Source organism: Pseudomonas sp. Ost2 (assembly GCF_018326065.1).
Lineage (GTDB): Bacteria > Pseudomonadota > Gammaproteobacteria > Pseudomonadales > Pseudomonadaceae > Aquipseudomonas > Aquipseudomonas gingeri.
Genome location: NZ_AP021904.1, coordinates 373681 through 395312, shown reverse-complemented (window position 1 = coordinate 395312; position 21632 = coordinate 373681). Strand labels below are relative to the sequence as shown.

Sequence of the window (21632 nt, the reverse complement as noted above, 5' to 3'; positions counted from 1 at the left end):
TCATGATTCGATTGTTCCCACGGGCGCTATGCCTGGCCCTGCCACTGCTGGCCCTGCCACTGCTGGCCCTGCCGGCGCTGGCCGAGGTCTACACCTATATCGACAACCAGGGTAACCGGGTCTTCACCGACCAGCCCCGCAAGGGTGCCCAGCGAGTGCCGCTGGCGCCGAGCAACCGCATGTCGGCCAACCCCGGCAGCCCGACGCCGACGCCCGCCAGCAGCACGGCCAAGGCCAAGCCGAAACCGATCTTCCACTACCAGATGGTGCGCATCCTGGTGCCCGATCCGGATGCCACGGTCCGCAGCACCGAGGGCGACCTGATCGTCAGCGTCACCAGCGAACCGGGCCTGCAGCCCGGCCATGGCTACCGCCTGCTGCTGGACGGCCAGCCCACCGGCGCTCCCGGCCCCAGCCCGGTGTTCGCATTGAACAACATCGATCGCGGCAGCCACCAGCTCGCCGTGGAAATCCTCGACGAACAGGGGCGCATCGCCGAGCGTACCGCCAACCAGCCGTTCCATATGGTGCGCATGTCCCTCAGCCAGAAGCGCCAGGCACAACCCTGCCAGCTCGCCGACTACGGCCAGCGGCCGGAATGCCCGCTGGCGGACAAGCCCAAGGAAGAAAAAAGCAGCTTCCTGCCGTTTCTGTAGCCTCGCGACACAAAAGCACCATGCTGGTGCACTAAACTGCACACCTACCCGAACCGAAGCCCATTTTGGTTCGAAAGTACCCGCCGGAACTGGCAGAACGCCACTCAATCGAGCCTGAAACGCCCATTTCAGGCAATTCGCGCTTCTTTTCGGAGCCTTGGTTTGGTTTTTGCATTTTCCCCGTATCGGCGCCTTGTTCGCGCGCGCAAATCGGGACCGGCCCCGTTTGCCATGCTCCAAAAGAGGTCCCCATGACCATCAGCGACGCCCTGCACAGACTGCTACTCGACAACCTGACCACCGCGACCATCCTGCTCAATGCCGAACTGCGCCTTGAGTACATGAATCCGGCGGCCGAAATGTTGCTCGCCATCAGCGGCCAGCGCAGCCATGGTCAGTTCATCAGCGAGCTGTTCACCGAATCGACCGAGGCCCTGAACTCCCTGCGCCAGGCCGTCGAGCAGGCGCACCCGTTCACCAAGCGCGAAGCCATGCTGACGGCGCTGACCGGCCAGACCCTGACCGTCGACTACGCCGTGACACCGATTCTCAGCCAGGGTGAAACCATGCTGCTGCTGGAAGTCCATCCCCGTGATCGCCTGCTGCGCATCACCAAGGAAGAGGCCCAGCTGTCCAAGCAGGAAACCACCAAGATGCTGGTGCGCGGCCTGGCCCACGAGATCAAGAACCCCCTCGGCGGGATTCGCGGCGCCGCCCAGTTGCTGGCCCGCGAACTGCCGGAAGAAAGCCTCAAGGACTACACCAACGTCATCATCGAGGAAGCCGACCGCCTGCGAAACCTGGTGGACCGCATGCTCGGCTCGAACAAGTTGCCATCGCTGTCCATGACCAACGTCCATGAAGTCCTGGAGCGGGTCAGCAGCCTGGTGGAAGCGGAAAGCCAGGGCTGCATCACCCTGGTGCGCGACTACGACCCGAGCATCCCCGACGTTTTGATCGACCGTGAACAGATGATCCAGGCCGTGCTCAATATCGTGCGCAACGCCATGCAGGCCATCAGCAGCCAGAACGAGTTGCGCCTGGGCCGCATCAGCCTGCGCACCCGGGCCATCCGCCAGTTCACCATCGGCCACGTCCGCCACCGCCTGGTGACCAAGATCGAGATCATCGACAACGGTCCGGGCATTCCTGCCGAACTTCAGGAAACCATCTTCTATCCAATGGTCAGTGGTCGTCCGGACGGTACCGGACTGGGCCTGGCCATTACCCAGAACATCATCAGCCAGCACCAGGGCCTGATCGAGTGTGAGAGCCATCCTGGCCATACCACCTTCTCGATCTTCCTGCCCCTGGAACAAGGAGCCGCATCGACATGAGCCGTAGTGAAACCGTGTGGATCGTCGATGACGACCGTTCTATCCGCTGGGTCCTGGAAAAAGCCCTGCAACAGGAAGGCATGACCACCCAGAGCTTCGACAGTGCCGACGGCGTGATGAGCCGCCTGGCCCGTCAGCAGCCGGACGTGATCATTTCCGATATCCGCATGCCCGGCGCCAGTGGCCTGGACCTGCTGGCGCGGATTCGCGAGCAGCACCCGCGCCTGCCGGTGATCATCATGACCGCCCATTCCGACCTCGACAGCGCCGTGGCGTCGTACCAGGGCGGTGCCTTCGAGTACCTGCCCAAGCCGTTCGACGTCGACGAAGCGGTATCGCTGGTCAAGCGCGCTAACCAGCACGCCCAGGAACAGCAAGGCCTGGACGTGCCGCCGACGCTGACCCGCACCCCGGAAATCATCGGCGAAGCGCCGGCGATGCAGGAAGTGTTTCGCGCCATCGGGCGCCTGAGCCACTCCAATATCACCGTGCTGATCAACGGCGAGTCCGGTACCGGCAAGGAACTGGTGGCCCACGCCCTGCACCGCCACAGCCCACGCGCGGCTTCGCCGTTCATCGCGCTGAACATGGCGGCGATCCCCAAGGACCTGATGGAGTCGGAGCTGTTCGGCCATGAGAAAGGCGCCTTCACCGGCGCGGCCAACCTGCGCCGTGGACGCTTCGAACAGGCCGACGGCGGAACCCTGTTCCTCGACGAAATCGGCGATATGCCGGCCGACACCCAGACCCGCCTGCTGCGGGTGCTGGCCGATGGCGAGTTCTACCGGGTCGGCGGCCATACGCCGGTCAAGGTCGATGTGCGGATCATTGCGGCGACCCACCAGAACCTGGAAACCCTGGTCCACGCCGGCAAATTCCGCGAAGACCTGTTCCATCGCCTGAACGTGATCCGCATCCATATCCCGCGGATGTCGGACCGTCGCGAAGACATCCCGACCCTGGCCAAGCACTTCCTCGCCCGTGCGGCACAGGAACTGTCGGTCGAGCCGAAGCTGCTGAAGTCGGAAACCGAGGAATACCTGAAGAACCTGCCGTGGCCCGGCAACGTGCGCCAGTTGGAAAACACCTGCCGCTGGATCACGGTCATGGCCTCCGGTCGCGAAGTGCATATCAGCGACCTGCCGCCGGAGCTGTTGAACCTGCCGCAGGACTCGGCCCCGGTGACCAACTGGGAGCAGGCCCTGCGCCAGTGGGCGGACCAGGCCCTCGCCCGTGGCCAATCGAGCCTGCTGGACAGCGCCGTGCCGAGTTTCGAGCGGATCATGATCGAGACCGCCCTCAAGCACACCGCCGGCCGCCGTCGCGACGCCGCCGTGCTGCTGGGCTGGGGCCGCAACACCTTGACCCGCAAGATCAAGGAGCTGGGCATGAAGGTCGATGGCGCGGACGACGACGAAAGCGACGAGGGCTGACCCCCCGCCTCAAGCCAAACCCCCTGCAGCCCGGTTGCAGGGGGTTTTTTATTGCCCGGCAGACAGATACGTGCCCCCCTGTAGGAGCCGGCTTGCTGGCGATGACGTCGGCAAGGTCGATGCAGGACTTACTGGCCTCATCGCCCGCAAGCCGGCTCCTGCAAGGGAGAGGCATGCACCACGACAATGCACATTGAACCGCTATCGGGCAGGAATCCGGGTGGCGCCAGCGTCACCCGCTTTTGCCTGCCCCACCGGGAACCGCCCGTATTCCGGGGCTTTCAGCTGGATCCTGGAAATTATTGAGCCAGGCATTGGCGCTTTGCAAAAGCTGGCACGCCCCCTGCAATACCCCTGGTACAACCCAGTTTTGGGGACCTTGGTACAGGCAGGCCGGGGAATCCCCTTCTTTACACCCGGAACTCATACCGCTCACAGCGACGAGTTCCAAACCGTTTTGGGGACCTTGGTACAGGCAGGCCGGGAATCCCCTTCTTTACATCCGGGACTCATACCGCTCACAGCGACGAGTCCAAAACCGTTTCGGGAACCTTGGTACAGGCAGGCCGGGGATTCCCTCTTTAACAGCCGGGATTCATACCGCTCACAGCGACGAATCCCAAACCGTTTTGGGGACCTTGGTACAGGCAGGCCGGGAATCCCCTTCTTTACAGCCGCGACTCACACCGCTCGAAGCGACGAGTCCGATACCGTTTTGGGAGCTTTGGTACAGGCAGGCCGGAGATTCCCTCTTTTATTCCTCACGGAGATTGACCACCAATCTCCAGCGCCCATCGACCTCCGCACCGGCCCACTCGCCCTGCAGGGGACGCGCGGCCAGCAGCGTCACCAACAACCCCTTGTCACTCAGGCGCACCCGCCAGTTGGCGTCCCTGCCGGCCACCGTCAGGCGACCGTTCTGCGCCTTGCCCTCGGCATCGATCAACAGCGCCACGGTGCCATCGACCTGCTCGCCATGGATCTTCGGCTCGGCACTGAACCACAGCACCAGCGTATCCGGCGCCGCCTCGACCTGCTGCAACAGCAAGGGCTCGGGCGCGGTCAGGCGACCGATCATCAGGCCCACCATCAGGCCGACAATCGCCAGGGATCCCAGCACCCGCGGCAATAGCTTCGGTCGCGGGTCCTCTTCGGGGGTAGAATGCTGCCCATCTTCATCTTCGGAGCCGTGCATGTTTCACGTCATCCTTTTTCAACCAGAAATTCCGCCGAATACCGGCAACGTTATCAGGCTGTGCGCCAACAGCGGCTGCCACCTGCATTTGATCGAACCCATCGGCTTTGAACTGGACGACAAGCGCCTGCGCCGGGCCGGTCTCGACTATCACGAGTACGCCACGCTCAAGACCCACCCGGACCTCGCCAGTTGCCTGGAAAGCCTGGGCCATCCACGGCTGTTTGCCTTCACCACAAAGGGCTCGCGCTTGTTCCACGATGCCCGGTTCGCCGAGGGCGATGCCTTTCTCTTCGGCCCGGAAAGCCGTGGACTGCCGGCCGAGGTGCTGGACGCGCTGCCCGGCGAGCAACGCCTGCGCCTGCCGATGCGCGAAGGCTGCCGGAGCTTGAACCTGTCGAATACGGTAGCGGTGGCAGTCTACGAGGGCTGGCGCCAGCTGGGTTTCGCCTGAATAAAAAAAGCGCCGGTGACGGCGCTTTTTTTACAGGAGCCTGGAGCGTTTGCACACTCCATCAGAGCCTGGGTGCCTCGTGGGAGCCGGGCTTGCCCGCGAAGCTCTTGGCGTTCTTGAGGGCCCCTTCGCTGGCAAGCCAGCTCCTACAGGTTCAGCATTACTGAACGGTCTGCGAACCTTCTTCCTGCAGGCGCTGCAGCTCTTGCGCGTACAGGGCATCGAAGTTCACCGGAGCCAGCATCAGCGCCGGGAACGAACCACGGGTCACCAGGCTGTCCAGGGTCTCGCGGGCGTACGGGAACAGGATGTTCGGGCAGAACGCGCCCAGGGTGTGGCTCATGGAAGCCGCGTCGAGGTTCTTGATCAGGAAGATGCCTGCCTGTTGAACTTCGGCGATAAAGGCAACTTCTTCACCGTTCTTGACGGTAACCGACAGGGTCAGCACCACTTCGTGGAAGTCGCCTTCCAGGGCTTTCTGGCGGGTATTGAGGTCCAGGCCGACGCTTGGCTCCCACTGCTGGCGGAAGATCGCCGGGCTTTTCGGAGCTTCGAAGGACAGGTCACGCACATAGATGCGCTGCAGGGAGAATTGCGGTTGGCTTTCTTCGTCGCCGGCAGCTGTGTTCTGTTGGTCAGTCATCGCAGATCCTTCTTGATCTTCAGGTCTTTAGGGTTTCAGAGTCAGACGTTGAGCAGTGCGTCCAGTTTACCGGCGCGCTCGAGAGCGAACAGGTCGTCGCAACCACCGATGTGCTTGCTGCCGATCCAGATCTGCGGCACGGACGTACGCCCGGCCTTGTGAGCCATTTCAGCACGCACTTGCGGCTTGCCATCGACCTTGATCTCTTCGAAGGCAATCTGCTTGCTCGCCAGCAGATGCTTGGCGCGCGAGCAGTACGGGCAATAATCGCTGGAGTAGACGACAACCTGGGTCATATCACTTCACCAATGGCAGATTGTCGGCTTTCCAGCTGGAAATACCACCGGACAGCTTGGCCGCGGTGAAGCCGGACTTGAGCAGTTCGCGGGCGTGGGTCCCGGAGTGCTGGCCCTGGGCGTCGACCAGAATCAGGGTCTTGGCCTTGTGTTTTTCCAGTTCGCCGACACGAGCCATCAGCTTGTCCTGGGGAATGTTCAGCGCGCCGACGATGTGACCGGCAGCAAAATCCTTGCTCGGACGCAGGTCGATGACCACGCCCTGGTCTTTGTTGACCAGCGCGGTCAGCTGGCCCGTGCTGAGGCTCGCGCCCCCACGGCTCATTTCATGAGCGATCAGCAATGCCAGCAGCAGCACGAAGGCACCGGCTAACAAATAGTGGCTAGAGGCAAATTCAATCAGGTGAGCAACCATCAGGAGGTTCCAGGGCGTTAAAATGTCGGCCAGTATACACAGCCGTCAAGGTGGGCCAAACCCCGCCCGGCGGTGACTGCGTTTGAACTTGGCTTTAAACTGCGACTCTTTTTTCCATGTCCTTTCAATCCCGCCGCGAGAGCCATCCATGACTACCACGCCTAAACCTTTGGTCCTGATCATCCTGGATGGCTTCGGTCACAGTGAGAGCCATGACTACAACGCCGTCTATTCGGCCAGCAAGCCGGTACTCGACCGCCTCACCGCGACCATGCCCAACGGCCTGATCTCGGGCTCCGGCATGGATGTCGGCCTGCCGGACGGGCAGATGGGCAACTCGGAAGTCGGTCACATGAACCTCGGCGCCGGCCGGGTGGTGTACCAGGACTTCACCCGCGTCACCAAGGCCATCCGTGACGGCGAATTCTTCGAAAACCCGACCATCTGCGCCGCCGTGGACAAGGCCGTGGCCGCCGACAAGGCGGTACATATCCTTGGCCTGCTGTCCGACGGTGGCGTGCACAGCCACCAGGACCACCTGGTCGCCATGGCCGAGCTGGCATTCAAGCGCGGCGCGCAGAAGATCTACCTGCACGCCTTCCTCGACGGTCGCGACACCCCGCCGAAAAGCGCGCAGTCGTCCATCGAGCTGCTGGACGAAACCTTCCGCACCCTGGGCAAGGGCCGTATCGCCAGCCTGGTGGGGCGTTATTTCGCCATGGACCGTGACAACCGCTGGGACCGCGTGGCCCAGGCCTACAACCTGATCGTCGACGGCCAGGCCGAATTCCAGGCCGCCACCGCCCAGGACGGCCTGCAGGCCGCCTACGAGCGCGGCGAAAGCGATGAATTCGTCAAGGCCACCAGCATCGGCGAAAAAGTCCGGGTCGAAGACGGCGACGCCGTGGTCTTCATGAACTTCCGCGCCGACCGCGCCCGCGAACTGACCCGCGTGTTCGTCGAAGACGACTTCAAGGACTTCGAGCGCGCCCGCCAGCCGAAACTGGCCGGCTTCATCATGCTGACCCAGTACGCCGCCAGCATTCCCGCACCGTCGGCCTTCGCCCCGGGCAGCCTGGAAAACGTGCTGGGCGACTACCTGGCGAAAAACGGCAAGACCCAGCTACGTATCGCCGAGACCGAAAAATACGCCCACGTGACCTTTTTCTTCTCCGGCGGCCGGGAAGAACCCTTCCCGGGCGAGGAACGCATCCTGATCCCGTCGCCAAAAGTCGCCACCTACGACCTGCAACCGGAGATGAGCGCCCCGGAAGTCACGGACAGGATCGTCGACGCCATCGAGCACCAGCGCTATGACGTGATCGTGGTCAACTACGCCAACGGCGACATGGTCGGCCACAGCGGCGTGTTCGACGCGGCCGTCAAGGCCGTGGAATGCCTGGATTTGTGTGTAGGACGTATCGTCGAGGCCCTGGACAAGGTCGGCGGCGAAGCACTGATCACCGCCGACCATGGCAACGTCGAGCAGATGGAAGACGAATCCACCGGCCAGGCCCATACCGCCCACACCACCGAGCCGGTACCGTTCATCTACGTCGGCAAGCGCGAGCTGAAAGTCCGTGAAGGCGGGGTATTGGCCGACGTCGCACCGACCATGCTCAAGCTTCTGGGCCTGAAGCAGCCCGAAGAGATGACCGGCACATCGATCCTGACGGACCGCTAAAAGCCAAAAATCAGGCCGACAGCGGGTTGTCGGCCTACCTCTTTATCGGAAACGCCTGAAAGCAACCGCTTTTGGACGTTTTTTTTGCAGCGCGTGGCGGGCATACTAGGCCGTCCCGTTCCCAGGTGTCGCCCGCCCCATGCTTCGCGCCCTTATCGCCCTAGCTCTGATCTGCCTGCTCCAACCGGCCTTTGCCGACGAGCGCGCGCAAACCCAACAACAGTTGGACGCTACGCGTCAGGACATTGCCGAACTGAAGAAGCTGCTGGGCAAGCTGCAGGAAGAAAAGTCCGGCGTGCAGAAAGACCTGCGCGGCACCGAAACCGAGATGGGCAAGCTGGAGAAGCAGGTCGAAACCCTGCAGAAAGAGCTGAAAAAGAGCGAAAGCGAACTGCAGCGGCTCGATGGAGAGAAAAAAAAACTCCAGAGCGCGCGCACTGAACAACAGCGACTGATCGCCATCCAGGCCCGCGCCGCCTACCAGAGCGGTCGCCAGGAATACCTCAAGCTGCTGCTCAACCAGCAGAACCCGGAAAAATTCGCCCGCACCCTCACCTATTACGACTATCTGAGCCAGGCCCGCCTGGAACAGCTGAAGAACTTCAACGAAACCCTGCGCCAGCTGGCCAATGTCGAAAACGACATCAATCTGCAGCAAGCCCAGTTGCTGGTGCAGAAAAGCAGCCTCGACAGCCAGCGCGACGAACTGGACAAGGTCCGCAAGGAACGCCAGGCCGCCCTCGCCAAGCTCAACGAAGACGTGAAGGCCCGCGACCAGAAGCTCGCCGCCCGCGAACAGGACCAGGCCGATCTGTCGAAAGTCCTGAAAACCATCGAAGAAACCCTGGCACGCCAGGCCCGCGAGGCGGAAGAGGCGCGCCAGAAAGCGCTGCTCGCCCAGCAGGAAGCGGAAAAAAAGCGCCAGCGTGAGGCCGAGGCCCTGGCCAGCAAAGGCGATGACAGCCCGCGCAAACCGCCCAGATCCGCGCCCGGCCCCTTGGTTTCCAGCGCAGGAGAATCCTTCGGCGGCCCTTTTGCTTCAGCGCGCGGCAAACTTCCATGGCCAGTTGATGGTCGATTGCTTGCGCGCTTCGGAGAAACCCGTGGTGATGACGCCCGAACCAAGTGGGACGGCGTGATGATCAGCGCCGCCGCCGGCAGCCAGGTGCACGCCGTGCACGGTGGCCGCGTGGTGTTCGCCGACTGGTTGCGGGGGGCCGGCCTGCTGGTGATTCTCGATCACGGCAACGGCTACCTGAGTTTGTACGGCCACAACCAGACGCTGCTCAAATCAGCGGGCGATGTGGTAAAAGCCGGTGAGTCGATCTCTACTGTAGGCAACAGTGGCGGTCAGGACGCACCAGCGTTGTATTTCGCTATACGTCAGCAGGGTCACCCGAGTGATCCAGCACAATGGTGTCGCGCGCAAGGATAGGCGCCGTACCTTATTTAGGAGTTCGTTCGACATGCTGCATTTGTCCCGCCTCACCTCGCTGGCCCTGACGATCGCCCTTGTGATCGGCGCGCCCCACGCGTTCGCTGCGCAACCTGCCCAGCCCGCACCGGCGGCCGCTCCTGCCGTCACCGCCAAGGCTCCGCTGCCGCTCGACGAGCTGCGCACCTTCGCCGAGGTCATGGACCGGATCAAAGCCGCCTATGTCGAACCCGTGGACGACAAGACCCTGCTGGAGAATGCCATCAAGGGCATGCTCAGCAACCTCGACCCGCACTCCGCCTACCTGGGGCCGGAAGATTTCGCCCAGTTGCAGGAAGACACCAGCGGCGAGTTCGGCGGCCTGGGCATCGAAGTCGGTGCCGGCGAGGAAGGTATCGTCAAGGTTGTCTCGCCGATCGATGACACACCGGCATCCAAGGCCGGCATCGAAGCCGGTGACCTGATCGTCAAGATCAACGGCCAGCCGACCCGCGGCCAGACCATGACCGAAGCCGTCGACAAGATGCGCGGCAAGGTCGGGCAGAAGATCACCCTGACCCTCGTACGCAACGGCGGCGCGCCGTTCGACGTGACCCTGACCCGGGCGATCATCCGCACCAAGAGCGTGCGCAGCCAGTTGCTGGAAAACGGCTACGGCTATATCCGCATCACCCAGTTCCAGGTCAAGACCGGCGAAGAGGTCTCCAAGGCCCTCGCGGCCCTGCGCAAGGAAAACGGCAAGAAGCTCAACGGCATCGTCCTCGACCTGCGCAACAACCCGGGCGGCGTGCTGCAGGCGGCGGTGGAAGTGGTCGACCACTTCATCACCAAGGGCCTGATCGTCTACACCAAGGGCCGCATCGCCAACTCCGAGCTGCGCTTCTCGGCCACCGGCCACGACGAAAGCGACGGCGTGCCGATGGTGACGCTGATCAACGGCGGCAGCGCCTCGGCATCGGAAATCGTCGCCGGCGCCCTGCAGGACCAGAAACGTGCCGTGCTGATGGGCACCACCAGTTTCGGCAAGGGCTCGGTCCAGACCGTGCTGCCGCTGAGCAATGATCGCGCGCTGAAGATCACCACGGCGCTGTACTTCACGCCGAACGGCCGCTCGATCCAGGCCCAGGGCATCGTTCCGGACATCGAAGTGCGCCAGGCCAAGGTCACCGGCGCCCAGGATGACGAAACCTTCAAGGAAGCCGATCTGCAGGGCCACCTGGGCAATGGCAACGGCGGCGCCGACAAGCCGAGCGTCAAGCCGGTCAAGGGCAAGGCTCGCCTGCAGGACGACGACTACCAACTGGGGCAGGCCCTGAGCCTGCTCAAGGGCCTGAGCGTCACGCGCGGCAATTGAGATGCCGCGCTGGTCACTGCCTGCTCTGTTCGGATGGCTGTTCGCCTGCCTGATCGGCGTTGCCCACGCAACGCCGGTCGACGCGCCCAAGCCGCCGAAAGCCTATCTCACGCTGATCATCGACGACCTGGGGCAGAACCTGCCCCGGGACCGTCGCGTGCTTGCCCTGCCCGGCCCGGCCACGCCATCGATCATGCCCGACACCCCGCACGCCGCCGAGTTTGCCCGCGAGGCGCACAAGGCCGGCAAGATCGTCATGCTGCACATGCCCATGGACCCGGCAACCGGCCCCTTCGCCTGGCATCCCGAACTGCCCCTGGACGAGTTGCAGAAGCGCCTCGCCGCGGCGTTCAAGGCGGTGCCCTATACCAGTGGCGTGAACAACCACGAAGGCAGCCGCATGACCGCCGAACCGGTGGCCATGGCCTGGCTGATGGGCGAACTGCAACGACGCAACAAGTTCTTTGTCGACAGCCGCACCAGCGCCCGCACCGTCGCCGCCTCCGAAGCACAGAAGATCGGCCTGGCGAGCGTCTCGCGGGACGTATTCCTCGACAACGAGCGCACCGAGCCGGCCATCACCGCCCAGCTGGAAACGGCGATCAGGCTGGCACGCAAGCAGGGCACGGTCGTGGTCATCGGCCACCCGTACCCGCAGACCCTGGCGGTCCTGGAACGCGAGCTGCCGCGGCTCAAGGAACAGGGCATCGAGTGGATCGATATCAGGTCGATGATCGCCCTGCGCGGCAACCAGGCGACCGAAGCCCATGGCAAGCAGGGCGTGTACCACTAATCCCCGGCTGAACGCCCCTACAGGTAGCGAGCGAAGATCAGATCCACGCCACCTTCGCGGCGCAGTTGGTCGAGGGCGGCCTGCAAGCGGGCGACGACGGCATCGGGGACGTCCTTGTTGAGGGCCAGGTAGAGCGACGCGCTGTTGAAGCGCAGGACCGTCTTGAGCCCGGAAACCCCCTCCTGCCGCGCCAGGTAGCGCCCGGCGGGATCGCCCGAGGCCCACAGGTCGATCTGGCCGTCCATCAGCTTCCTCGCGTTATCCTGGTCACGCAGGGCGATCACCGGGTTGAAGCCGTGCTGCTCCAGGTACTCGGCGATGGCGTCGCCCTTGTAGGCGCCGATCCTGTAGCGGTGAGCCTGCTCGACACCGGCCAGGGCGATCTTGCTGTCACCCTTGGCCAGCAGCACCCAATCGTCCGGACCGATGGGACCGACCCACTTGAACAGCGTTTCGCGCTCGGGCAGGCGGGCCATGACGAATACGCCATAACCGGGCTTTTCCAGGGCAAGCTTGTAGATCCGCTCCCAGGGGAAGCGCAGGGTCAGGCTGTAGGGGATGCCGGCACGCTTGAAGGTTTCGCGCACGATATCGGCGGCGATGCCTTCGATATTCTCGTCCTGGGCGAAGTTCTTGCCGTTTTTCGCCATGTTGTAGGGCGGGAAGTTTTCCGTCAGCAGGACAATTCCGCCATCGGCGGTGTCCGCGGCGACTGCCGCGCCCGAGAACAGCCCGATCAGGCAGGAAAGCGCGAGGAAAAAGCGTTTAGACATAGTGGGTAACCGGAATCCATAGCGGCCTCAAGAGTGACTTGGGGCCGTCATGCTGTCCAGCGGTCTGTTGGGCTCAGCGCACCACGATACCGCGCGCGGCCATGTAGGCCTTGGCTTCCGGCACGGTGTACTCGCCGAAGTGGAAGATGCTCGCCGCGAGCACGGCGCTGGCATGGCCTTCGAGGATCCCGTCGGCCAGGTGCTGGAGATTGCCGACACCGCCGGAGGCGATCACCGGAATGCCCAGGGCATCGCTGATGGCGCGGGTGACGCCGAGGTCGAAACCGTTCTTCATGCCGTCCTGGTCCATGCTGGTCAGCAGTATCTCGCCGGCCCCCAGGCCTTCCATCTTCTTCGCCCACTCCACCGCATCCAGCCCGGTAGGCTTGCGGCCGCCGTGGGTGAAGATTTCCCAGCGCGGGGTTTCGCCCGGCAGCGAAACCTTCTTCGCATCGATGGCAACCACGATGCACTGCGAACCGAAGTGCTGCGCCGCTTCGCCGACGAACTCGGGATTGAACACCGCCGCGGTGTTGATCGAGACCTTGTCGGCACCGGCATTGAGCAGGTTGCGGATGTCCTGCACGGTGCGCACGCCACCGCCCACGGTCAACGGGATGAAGACCTGGCTGGCCATGCGTTCGACGGTATGCAGCGTGGTGTCACGGCCATCGACGCTGGCGGTGATATCCAGGAAGGTGATCTCGTCGGCACCCTGCTCATCGTAGCGCCGGGCGATTTCCACCGGGTCGCCGGCATCGCGGATATTCTCGAACTTGACGCCCTTGACCACGCGACCGTTGTCGACGTCCAGGCAAGGGATGATGCGTTTGGCCAGCGCCATGGTCAGTCCTCAGCCTGTGTACGAATCGCAGAAGGCTTGCGCCTCGGCGACGTCGAGAGTGCCTTCGTAGATCGCCCGGCCAGTGATTGCGCCGATGATGCCCGGCGCCTTGGCGTCGAGCAGCGACTTGATGTCACCCAGGTTGTGGATGCCGCCGGAAGCGATCACCGGAATCTTCGTCGCAGCGGCCAGGGCGGCGGTGAAAGGCACGTTGCAGCCCTGCATCATGCCGTCCTTGGCGATGTCGGTATAAACGATCGAGGACACGCCGTCGGCTTCAAACTGCCTGGCCAGGTCGATGACCTGCACGGTGCTGATTTCAGCCCAGCCATCGGTGGCGACGAACCCGTCCTTGGCATCCAGACCGACGATGATCTTGCCCGGGAACGCACGGCAGGCTTCAGCGACGAACGCCGGATCTTTCACGGCTTTGGTGCCGATGATCACGTAGCTCACGCCCGCCTTGACGTAGTGCTCGATGGTTTCCAGCGAACGGATGCCGCCGCCGATCTGGATCGGCAGGTTCGGGTAGCGCCTGGCGATCGCGGTGACCACTTCGCCGTTGACCGGCTGGCCTTCGAAGGCGCCATTGAGGTCGACCAGATGCAGACGGCGGCAGCCGCCCTCTACCCACTTGGCAGCCATGCTCACCGGGTCTTCGGAGAACACCGTGGAATCTTCCATGCGGCCCTGGCGCAGACGTACGCAGGCACCGTCTTTGAGATCGATAGCGGGAATAATCAGCATCTGGCAAACCTTAAAGTCGTTTTTTCAGCTTCACTCGGAAATCAGTTTTTCTCGAGCGCCCACAGGTCGCTTTCGATGCTCTCGAACCTTTCCTTAAGGTGCGTCTGCACATCGAAAATCGCCCTGTTGTAATAGTGCGGAGCAATTTCGCGGGTAAACAGGTCGAGGATTTCAGCCGCTTCGAACGAACCCAGGTTCAGTTCGAAGCGATCTTCCATGAAGCGCTTGATCTTGTGATTGGCCTCGCTCTCCTGTTCGGGAGTGAGGGTCAGGATCGGCGGCTTGCTCTTCTTCGCGGCCATTTACCAGCGCCCGTCCCAGGCGGCGAAATTCTGCAGCAGTTGCAGGCCGTGGGTATGGCTCTTCTCCGGGTGGAACTGCACGGCGAAGCGCGAGCCCTCGGCCAGCGCCGCGGCGAAGTCGACGCCGTAGTGACCGTTGCCCACCACCTGCCGCGGATTGCCGGCGGTGATGTAGTAGCTGTGCACGAAGTAGAAACGCGCCAGGTCCGGGATGTTGTGCCACAGCGGGTGGTCCACCGCCTGCTTCACTTCGTTCCAGCCCATGTGCGGCACTTTCAGGTGCTCGCCCGCCTCGTGCAGGTCCTTGCCGAAGAACTTCACCTGGCCGGGGAACAGGCCGATGCAGTCGACGCCGTCATTCTCTTCGCTGCGTTCGAGCAAGGCCTGCATGCCCACGCAGATGCCGAGGAACGGACGATCCTGGCTGACTTCACGCACCAGCGAGTCGAAGCCCAGGCGACGAATCTCCGCCATGCAGTCGCGAATCGCGCCAACACCGGGGAACACCACCCGGTCCGCTTCGCGAATCACCGCGGCATCGCTGGTGATCAGCACCTTGCCGGCACCGACGTGCTCGAGGGCTTTCGCCACCGAGTGCAGGTTGCCCATGCCGTAATCGATAACCGCGACCGTCTGCATTACAGGACGCCCTTGGTCGACGGCATCTGCCCGGCCATGCGCTCATCCAGTTCGACGGCCATGCGCAGGGCACGACCGAAGGCCTTGAACACGGTTTCGATCTGGTGGTGGGTGTTGGTGCCACGCAGGTTGTCGATGTGCAGGCTGACCAGCGCGTGGTTGACGAAGCCCTGGAAGAATTCCTGGAACAGGTCGACGTCGAAGCCGCCGACGGTGGCGCGGGTATAGGGCACGTGCATCTGCAGGCCAGGACGGCCGGAGAAGTCGATGACCACGCGCGACAGCGCTTCATCGAGCGGCACATAGGCGTGGCCGTAGCGACGGATGCCCTTCTTGTCGCCGATGGCTTTGGCGAAGGCCTGGCCCAGGGTGATACCGACGTCTTCCACGGTGTGGTGGTCGTCGATATGCAGGTCGCCCTTGCACTCGATATCCAGGTCGATCAGCCCGTGACGGGCGATCTGGTCGAGCATGTGTTCAAGAAAAGGGACTCCGATATCAAATCGGGCCTTTCCGGTGCCATCCAGGTTGATCGAGGCTTTGATCTGGGTTTCCAGAGTGTCGCGCTCGACGGACGCCTTACGTTCGGCCATCACCAGCTCCGCAAAATCATTGGGCGAAAAAGGCAACCATTATAGGGGCGCGGACGGCAAACAGAAACACGGAAGGTGAACTCCCTGACGGGCTGGAACCAGCACCGCCAGGGATGTACCTGTCAGGACAAGCAGAAACGTTGTCCGAAGAGAATCGCAATACCTTGGCACTGTACCGCTGTGTAGGAGCCGGCTTGCTGGCGATGGCGATTGGACAAGCGACCTGTTCGTCGCCTGACACACCGCCATCGCCAGCCAGCCAGCTCCTGCGAGACGATGATCAGTGGAACAGCACAGCAGTCTTTTGCAGCGTGACCCACACACCCCACGCCAGAGGAATGCCCACGACCAGCCAGGCGGCGATCGCCATCGGCTTGCTGCCAGGGGAAGCTTTCCACTCCAGCACGGTGGTGCTGTCGGCGCCCTTGTCATGACCCAGCGCCTGTTCGGCGGCCAGTTCGGCGTCGGTCATGAAGTACTTGTCGGCCACCGGACGCACCAGCAGGTTGCAGATGAAACCCAGCACCAGCAGGCCGGCGAGGATGTACAGGGTGATGTCATAGGCCGCGGCGCGTTCCACGCCGATGCTCAGCTGATACTCACGCAGGTAGTTCACCAGCACCGGACCGAGCACGCCGGCCGCGGCCCAGGCGGTCAGCAGGCGACCGTGGATTGCACCGACCATCTGTGTACCGAACAGGTCCGCCAGGTAGGCTGGGACCGTGGCGAAGCCGCCGCCGTACATCGACAGGATCACGCAGAACGCCGCCACGAACAGGGCGATGCTGCCCAGGTGACCGAGGCTCGGTACCGACGCATAGAGCGCGAAGCCCAGGGCGAAGAACACGAAGTAGGTCGCCTTGCGGCCGATATAGTCGGAGAACGAGGCCCAGAAGAAGCGGCCACCGATGTTGAACAGGCTCAGCAGACCGGTGAAGCCGGCCGCGATGGCGGCGATCTGGCCCAACTGACCGGCGTCCAGCTGACCGAAGGTCAGGCCGTTGCCGAGCAACTTGCCGGCGAAGACTTCCTGCAGCAGCGGCGAAGCCATGCCGAGGATACCGATACCGGCGGAAACGTTCAGGCACAGCACCAGCCACACCAGGCGGAACTGCGGGGTCTTCCAGGCCACGTTCACATGCACGTGACGATGGGTAATCATCGCGTTGGTCGCCTTCTTCACCGGCGCGGTCCAGCCTTCAGGCTTCCAGCCGGTCGGCGGTACGCGGTACGACAGCGCGCCACCGATCATGAAGATGAAGTAGATCACCGCCATCACCACGAAGCTCTGCCATACGCCGACACTGGTCGGCGAAGCGAAGTGGCCCATCAGCGCCGCCGCCAGCGGAGCACCGACCATCGCGCCACCACCGAAGCCCATGATCGCCATGCCGGTCGCCATGCCGCGCTTGTCCGGGAACCACTTGATCAGGGTCGACACCGGCGAGATATAGCCCAGGCCCAGCCCGATACCACCGATCACGCCGGAACCGATCCACATCAGCCAGATCTGGTGGGTATAGACCCCCAGTGCCGAAATCAGCAGGCCACCGCACCAGCACAGTGCAGACACCACACCGGCCTTGCGCGGCCCGGCGTGTTCCAGCCAGCCGCCCCAGATCGCTGCCGAGCAGCCGAGGAAGATGAAGAACAGGGTGTAGATCCAGCCGAGCATCGAGATCGGCCAGTCACATTGCGACGAGAACACTTGTGCGATGAAGCTCATGTCCGGCGCGCAGGCGACCGGTGCGGTAATGCCCAGGGCCTTGGACAGCGGCAACCAGAACACCGAGAAGCCGTAGGCCATGCCGATGCACAGGTGGATGGCCAGGGCGGCCGGTGGGACCAGCCAGCGATTGAAGCCTGGCTTGGCGATGATGCGTTCTTTTGACAGGAACGCTGGCTCGGTGGCGAGGCTGCCAGCCGTGGTGCTAGTGCTCATTGGTGTTTCCCCCATTGGAATAATGGTTCGACAGCAACACTTCACTCCGACCTTTTGGTGCACACAGGCATGGTCGTTTTATCGAGTAAAGCTCAGAAACGCGACAATACGTCGCAGAAGGGCTGGCGAACGTCGGAAGATTACCATTTGCTCGTGACAGAAAAACCAAACTGATATCGTCTTTTGTAATCCAACTGCATTGAAAGCGTGCAGAGCGCCTGCCGGGCCCCGTGGGCGCGACGCCCCGGAACGGCAGGCGGATGTTTGGCAGCCATCTGAATTGTGCGTGCGAAAATTTACCCTGAGCCCCGACGTAGCGGAGCAGCCTGTGACAGAAAATTCGCCAGCGCCCCTAACCACCGGGCGTCGGGCCACGCAGGCAGGCCATCTCGGGAACCGGGTGCCGGCAACCAGGCTTCATTTGCCTGCGCGGACGCTGCAGGTAGTATCCATGCTCTGCCATCTGCCCCGCGGCGTTATACTTGCGGGCTAACTTCATATTCGACTGACTACAAGGACTCGCCCATGAAAGCGTTCGGCAAAATCCTGGGTCTGGTACTTCTCGGGTTGTTGCTGATCATCGTGGCACTGGGCTTCGCCCTCACCCACTGGTTCGATCCCAACGACTATAAAAACGAGATTCGCCAGATGGCCCGCGACAAGGCCCACATTGAGCTGACGCTCAATGGCGACATCGGCTGGAGTCTGTTCCCATGGCTGGGCCTGGAGCTGCACGACGCCAGCGTCGCGACCCTGGCCAATCCGACCAAGCCCTTTGCCGACCTGCAGATGCTCGGCCTGTCGGTCCGCGTGCTGCCGCTGCTGCGCCGCGAAGTGCAGATGAGCGACGTGCGCGTCGAAGGCCTGAACCTGATGCTCAACCGCGACAAGGACGGCCACGGCAACTGGGAAGACATCGGTCGCCCACTGCCGGGCGCCACACCGGCCGGGGCAACCGGCCAGGCCTCGGGTACGCCCGAGGTGGCCGGCAACGCCGAAGCGGAAAAACCTTCACAGCCGATCCGCCTGGATATCGACAGCCTGACCGTGAACAACGCCCGGGTCGAATTCAGCGATGAAAAGACCGGACGCCAGATCACCTCGGAAAGCATCCAGCTGAGTACCGGCGCCGTTCATGAAGGCAAGGACATCTCGGTCAAGCTGACCGCCTTCTTCGGCACCAACCAGCCGGTGCTGCGGGCCAGGACCGAACTCAACGGCGAACTGCGCTTCGACCGCGCGCTCAAGCGCTACCAGCTCGCCGACATGCGCCTGACCGGCGAAGCCTCGGGCGACCCGTTGCAGGGCAAGAGCCTGACCTTCTCGGTCCAGGGGCAACTACTGGTGGATATGGCGGCGAACGTCGCCGAATGGACCAACCTCAAGCTGTCGGCCAACCAGTTGCGCGCCATTGGCGAGCTGAAGGCCAACGACCTCGACAAGACGCCCCAGATCAACGGCGGCCTGTCGATTGCCCAGTTCGACCTGATGAAATTCCTCGACAGCGTCGGCCAGCCGCTGCCACCGGTGGCCGACGGCAGCCTGAGCAAGGTCGAGCTGGTGACCCGCCTGAGCGGTACGCCGACCAGCCTCGCACTGGACAACATCAACCTGAAACTCGACGACAGCAGCATCAGCGGGCGGATCGCCGTCGAGGACTTCGCCAAGCAGTCCCTGCGCGTCCAGCTCAAGGCCGACAAGTTCGACGCCGATCGCTACCTGCCGCCCAAGTCGGCGGATGCCGACAGCGCCTCGAAAGTCCGCCAGGCCGAAGTCATGAGCAGCGAAGCCAATGCCGTCGCCGGTACCACGCCGCTGCCCGACGCGCCGACCAAGGGCGCCTGGAGCAATGACAAGCTGTTGCCCATCGAACGCCTGCGCAGCCTGGACGTGGACGCCGACCTGAACTTCGACCAGTTGATCCTGAAAAAGCTGCCGATCGACAACGCCGCCATCAAGGCCACCGGCCAGGGCGGCCTGCTGACCCTCGCCAGCCTGCGTGGCGATCTCTACAACGGCAGTTTCGACACCAAGGGCAGCCTCGACGTACGCAACGACCAGCCACGCCTGAACCTGCAGACCCGATTGAACAAGGTGCCGGTCGAGCGCGTACTGCAGGCCCAGGGACAGAAGCCACCGGTCAAGGGCGCGCTGACCCTCACCAGCGACCTGAGCGGCACCGGCAACAGCGAAAAAGCCCTGATCGACAGCCTCAACGGCACCGCCAGCTTCGTCCTCAATGACGGCGTGCTGCTCAATGCCAACCTGGAACAACAGCTCTGCACCGGCATCGCCCTGCTCAACCGCAAGACCCTGAGCAGCGAGCCGCGTGGCAAGGACACCCCGTTCCAGGAGCTCAAGGGCAGCCTGACGATCCGCAACGGCGTCGCCAGCAACCCGGACATGAAGGTGCGCATTCCCGGCCTCACCGCCAACGGCAATGGCGATATCGACCTGCGCGTGCTGGGCATGGACTACCGCCTGGGTATCGTCGTCGAAGGCGACAAGAGCGACATGCCGGACCCGGCCTGCCAGGTCGGCGAGAACTTCGCCGGGATCGAATGGCCGCTGCGCTGCCGCGGTCCCCTGGAACTCGGGGCCAAGGCCTGCCGTATCGACAAGGACGGCCTCGGCCAGGTGGCCGCGCGCATGGCCGGCAACAAGCTGAGTGAAAAGATCGACGAAAAGCTCGGCGACAAGGTCAGCCCGGAACTGAAAAACGCACTCAAGGGGCTGTTCAAGCGATGAGAGCCGAACAGTTTTCAACGGCGGTACTGGATTGGTATGACCGTCACGGCCGCCACGACCTGCCCTGGCAACAGGGCATCACGCCATACCGGGTGTGGGTCTCGGAAATCATGTTGCAGCAGACCCAGGTCAGTACCGTGCTGAACTATTTCGACCGGTTCATGGCGTCCCTGCCGACGGTCGAAGCCCTGGCCGCCGCACCGGAAGACGAAGTGCTGCACCTGTGGACCGGCCTGGGCTACTACACCCGCGCGCGCAATCTGCAGAAGACCGCGAAGATCGTCGTCGCCGAATACGGCGGCGAATTCCCGCAGGATGTCGAGAAGCTCACCGAACTGCCGGGCATCGGCCTGTCCACCGCCGGCGCCATCGCCAGCATCAGCATGGGCCTGCGCGCACCGATCCTCGACGGTAACGTCAAGCGGGTGCTGGCGCGTTATACCGCCCAGGAGGGCTACCCCGGCGAGCCGAAGGTCGCCAGACAGCTCTGGGCCAACGCCGAGCGCTTCACGCCCCACGCCCGGGTGAACAACTACACCCAGGCGATGATGGACCTGGGGGCGACGCTCTGCACCCGCAGCAAGCCCAGTTGCCTGCTGTGCCCGCTGGAAAGCGGCTGCGAAGCGCACAAGCATGGCCTGGAGACCCGCTACCCGATTCCCAAGCCGCGCAAGAGCGTGCCGCAGAAGCGCACGCTGATGCCACTGCTGGCCAACCGCGAAGGCGCCATCCTGCTTTACCGCAGGCCTTCCAGCGGTCTCTGGGGCGGTTTGTGGAGCCTGCCGGAGCTGGATGGCCTCGACGACCTGCCGCATCTTGCCCTGCAACACTCGCTGGAACTGGGGCGCCAGCAGGAACTGCCGAGCCTGACGCACACCTTCAGCCACTTCCAACTGGCCATCGAGCCGTGGCTGGTGCGGGTCGAAGAGTCGGCCCATCACGTGGCCGAGGCCGACTGGCTCTGGTATAACCTCGCCACCCCGCCGCGCCTGGGCCTTGCCGCCCCGGTGAAAAAGCTGCTCAAACGCGCAGCCGACGTATTGAATGCAGGAGAGTTGCAATGACCCGCACCGTGATGTGCCGCAAGTACCAGGAAGAACTGCCGGGCCTGGAGCGCCCTCCGTATCCGGGCGCCAAGGGCCAGGATATCTACGATCACGTGTCCCAGAAGGCCTGGGGCGACTGGTTGAAGCACCAGACCCTGCTGATCAACGAAAAGCGCCTGAACATGATGAATGCCGAAGACCGCAAATACATCCAGGGCGAGATGGACAAGTTCTTTTCCGGCGAGGAATACGCCAAGGCCGAAGGCTACGTTCCACCGGCCGAATGACCCTGTGTTTTCGCGG

General features: G+C 63.2%; 22 protein-coding genes. 11 read left to right on the top strand and 11 right to left on the bottom strand.

The window, feature by feature from the left end; all coding sequences use genetic code 11:
• The first annotated feature begins 2 nt into the window (after window positions 1-2).
• The 3 genes from KI243_RS01780 (at window position 3) to ntrC (ending at window position 3426) form a co-directional block, all read left to right on the top strand.
• Window positions 3-656: a DUF4124 domain-containing protein gene (locus tag KI243_RS01780; RefSeq protein WP_212810385.1), complete on the top strand. Its 654-nt coding sequence runs from the start codon at window positions 3-5 to the stop codon at window positions 654-656.
• A gap of 251 nt (window positions 657-907) precedes the next feature.
• Window positions 908-1993, top strand: a complete 1086-nt coding sequence (gene glnL, locus KI243_RS01775; RefSeq protein ID WP_017126975.1) for a nitrogen regulation protein NR(II) — start codon at window positions 908-910, stop codon at window positions 1991-1993.
• Entirely contained in the window at window positions 1990-3426 is a 1437-nt protein-coding gene (gene ntrC / locus KI243_RS01770) for a nitrogen regulation protein NR(I) (RefSeq protein WP_017126976.1), read from the top strand. Before glnL ends, ntrC begins: the two co-directional genes overlap by 4 nt.
• Window positions 3427-4180: 754 nt before the next feature.
• Here the strand turns inward: ntrC and KI243_RS01765 are convergent.
• Window positions 4181-4621, bottom strand: coding sequence for a hypothetical protein (locus tag KI243_RS01765; protein ID WP_177083550.1), 441 nt, complete (start codon window positions 4619-4621; stop codon window positions 4181-4183).
• On the opposite strand from KI243_RS01765, the gene KI243_RS01760 reads away from it, so the two are divergent.
• Window positions 4620-5075 (top strand): tRNA (cytidine(34)-2'-O)-methyltransferase, encoded by a 456-nt coding sequence (locus KI243_RS01760; protein WP_017126978.1) that lies wholly within the window; start codon window positions 4620-4622, stop codon window positions 5073-5075. The two genes, KI243_RS01765 and KI243_RS01760, sit on opposite strands and share 2 nt — an antisense overlap.
• 160 nt (window positions 5076-5235) lie before the next feature.
• Here KI243_RS01760 and secB read toward each other — a convergent pair whose 3' ends face one another.
• From secB to KI243_RS01745, 3 genes are read right to left on the bottom strand one after another with little or no spacing between them, the layout of a single operon-like run.
• Window positions 5236-5718, bottom strand: coding sequence for a protein-export chaperone SecB (secB, locus tag KI243_RS01755; protein ID WP_017126979.1), 483 nt, complete (start codon window positions 5716-5718; stop codon window positions 5236-5238).
• 41 nt (window positions 5719-5759) lie between these two features.
• Window positions 5760-6014, bottom strand: a complete 255-nt coding sequence (grxC, locus tag KI243_RS01750; protein ID WP_017126980.1) for a glutaredoxin 3 — start codon at window positions 6012-6014, stop codon at window positions 5760-5762.
• 1 nt (window position 6015) lies between these two features.
• On the bottom strand, window positions 6016-6429 hold the full coding sequence (locus KI243_RS01745) for a rhodanese-like domain-containing protein (RefSeq protein WP_017126981.1): 414 nt from the start codon (window positions 6427-6429) through the stop codon (window positions 6016-6018).
• 148 nt (window positions 6430-6577) lie between these two features.
• Here KI243_RS01745 and gpmI point away from each other — a divergent pair, with 148 nt between their 5' ends.
• The 4 genes from gpmI (at window position 6578) to KI243_RS01725 (ending at window position 11695) form a co-directional block, all read left to right on the top strand.
• A complete protein-coding gene (gpmI, locus tag KI243_RS01740) occupies window positions 6578-8113 on the top strand; it encodes a 2,3-bisphosphoglycerate-independent phosphoglycerate mutase (RefSeq protein WP_042935650.1) in 1536 nt (511 codons plus the stop codon).
• Window positions 8114-8252: 139 nt separating this feature from the next.
• Window positions 8253-9548: a murein hydrolase activator EnvC gene (locus KI243_RS01735; protein ID WP_017126983.1), complete on the top strand. Its 1296-nt coding sequence runs from the start codon at window positions 8253-8255 to the stop codon at window positions 9546-9548.
• A 31-nt stretch (window positions 9549-9579) separates the two neighbouring features.
• The gene (locus tag KI243_RS01730; protein WP_177058134.1) at window positions 9580-10902 is read left to right on the top strand and encodes a S41 family peptidase; all 1323 of its coding nucleotides are present in this window, start codon (window positions 9580-9582) and stop codon (window positions 10900-10902) included.
• A gap of 1 nt (window position 10903) precedes the next feature.
• On the top strand, window positions 10904-11695 hold the full coding sequence (locus KI243_RS01725; RefSeq protein WP_017126985.1) for a divergent polysaccharide deacetylase family protein: 792 nt from the start codon (window positions 10904-10906) through the stop codon (window positions 11693-11695).
• 17 nt (window positions 11696-11712) lie between these two features.
• On the opposite strand, the gene KI243_RS01720 is transcribed toward KI243_RS01725, so the two are convergent.
• The 7 genes from KI243_RS01720 to KI243_RS01690 form a co-directional block, all read right to left on the bottom strand.
• Complete coding sequence (locus tag KI243_RS01720; protein ID WP_177118544.1) at window positions 11713-12468, bottom strand: ABC transporter substrate-binding protein; 756 nt, start codon at window positions 12466-12468, stop codon at window positions 11713-11715.
• A 73-nt stretch (window positions 12469-12541) separates the two neighbouring features.
• Window positions 12542-13312: an imidazole glycerol phosphate synthase subunit HisF gene (gene hisF / locus KI243_RS01715; RefSeq protein ID WP_017126987.1), complete on the bottom strand. Its 771-nt coding sequence runs from the start codon at window positions 13310-13312 to the stop codon at window positions 12542-12544.
• A 9-nt stretch (window positions 13313-13321) separates the two neighbouring features.
• Complete coding sequence (gene hisA, locus KI243_RS01710; RefSeq protein WP_017126988.1) at window positions 13322-14059, bottom strand: 1-(5-phosphoribosyl)-5-[(5-phosphoribosylamino)methylideneamino]imidazole-4-carboxamide isomerase; 738 nt, start codon at window positions 14057-14059, stop codon at window positions 13322-13324.
• A 41-nt stretch (window positions 14060-14100) separates the two neighbouring features.
• The gene (locus KI243_RS01705) at window positions 14101-14361 is read right to left on the bottom strand and encodes a DUF2164 domain-containing protein (protein WP_017126989.1); all 261 of its coding nucleotides are present in this window, start codon (window positions 14359-14361) and stop codon (window positions 14101-14103) included.
• Window positions 14362-15000, bottom strand: a complete 639-nt coding sequence (gene hisH, locus KI243_RS01700) for an imidazole glycerol phosphate synthase subunit HisH (protein WP_017126990.1) — start codon at window positions 14998-15000, stop codon at window positions 14362-14364.
• Complete coding sequence (gene hisB / locus KI243_RS01695) at window positions 15000-15593, bottom strand: imidazoleglycerol-phosphate dehydratase HisB (RefSeq protein ID WP_007909204.1); 594 nt, start codon at window positions 15591-15593, stop codon at window positions 15000-15002. The genes hisH and hisB overlap by 1 nt, the downstream gene beginning before the upstream one ends.
• 280 nt (window positions 15594-15873) lie before the next feature.
• On the bottom strand, window positions 15874-17535 hold the full coding sequence (locus KI243_RS01690) for an OFA family MFS transporter (RefSeq protein ID WP_017126991.1): 1662 nt from the start codon (window positions 17533-17535) through the stop codon (window positions 15874-15876).
• A 525-nt stretch (window positions 17536-18060) separates the two neighbouring features.
• Between KI243_RS01690 and KI243_RS01685 the strand changes: the two genes are divergently transcribed.
• Genes KI243_RS01685 through KI243_RS01675 form a run of 3 tightly spaced genes read left to right on the top strand, consistent with a single transcriptional unit; the run spans window position 18061 to window position 21616 of the window.
• Entirely contained in the window at window positions 18061-20283 is a 2223-nt protein-coding gene (locus KI243_RS01685) for an AsmA family protein (protein WP_177118543.1), read from the top strand.
• Window positions 20280-21347: an A/G-specific adenine glycosylase gene (gene mutY / locus KI243_RS01680; protein ID WP_177118542.1), complete on the top strand. Its 1068-nt coding sequence runs from the start codon at window positions 20280-20282 to the stop codon at window positions 21345-21347. The genes KI243_RS01685 and mutY overlap by 4 nt, the downstream gene beginning before the upstream one ends.
• The gene (locus KI243_RS01675) at window positions 21344-21616 is read left to right on the top strand and encodes an oxidative damage protection protein (protein ID WP_017126994.1); all 273 of its coding nucleotides are present in this window, start codon (window positions 21344-21346) and stop codon (window positions 21614-21616) included. Before mutY ends, KI243_RS01675 begins: the two co-directional genes overlap by 4 nt.
• Window positions 21617-21632 lie beyond the last annotated feature (16 nt).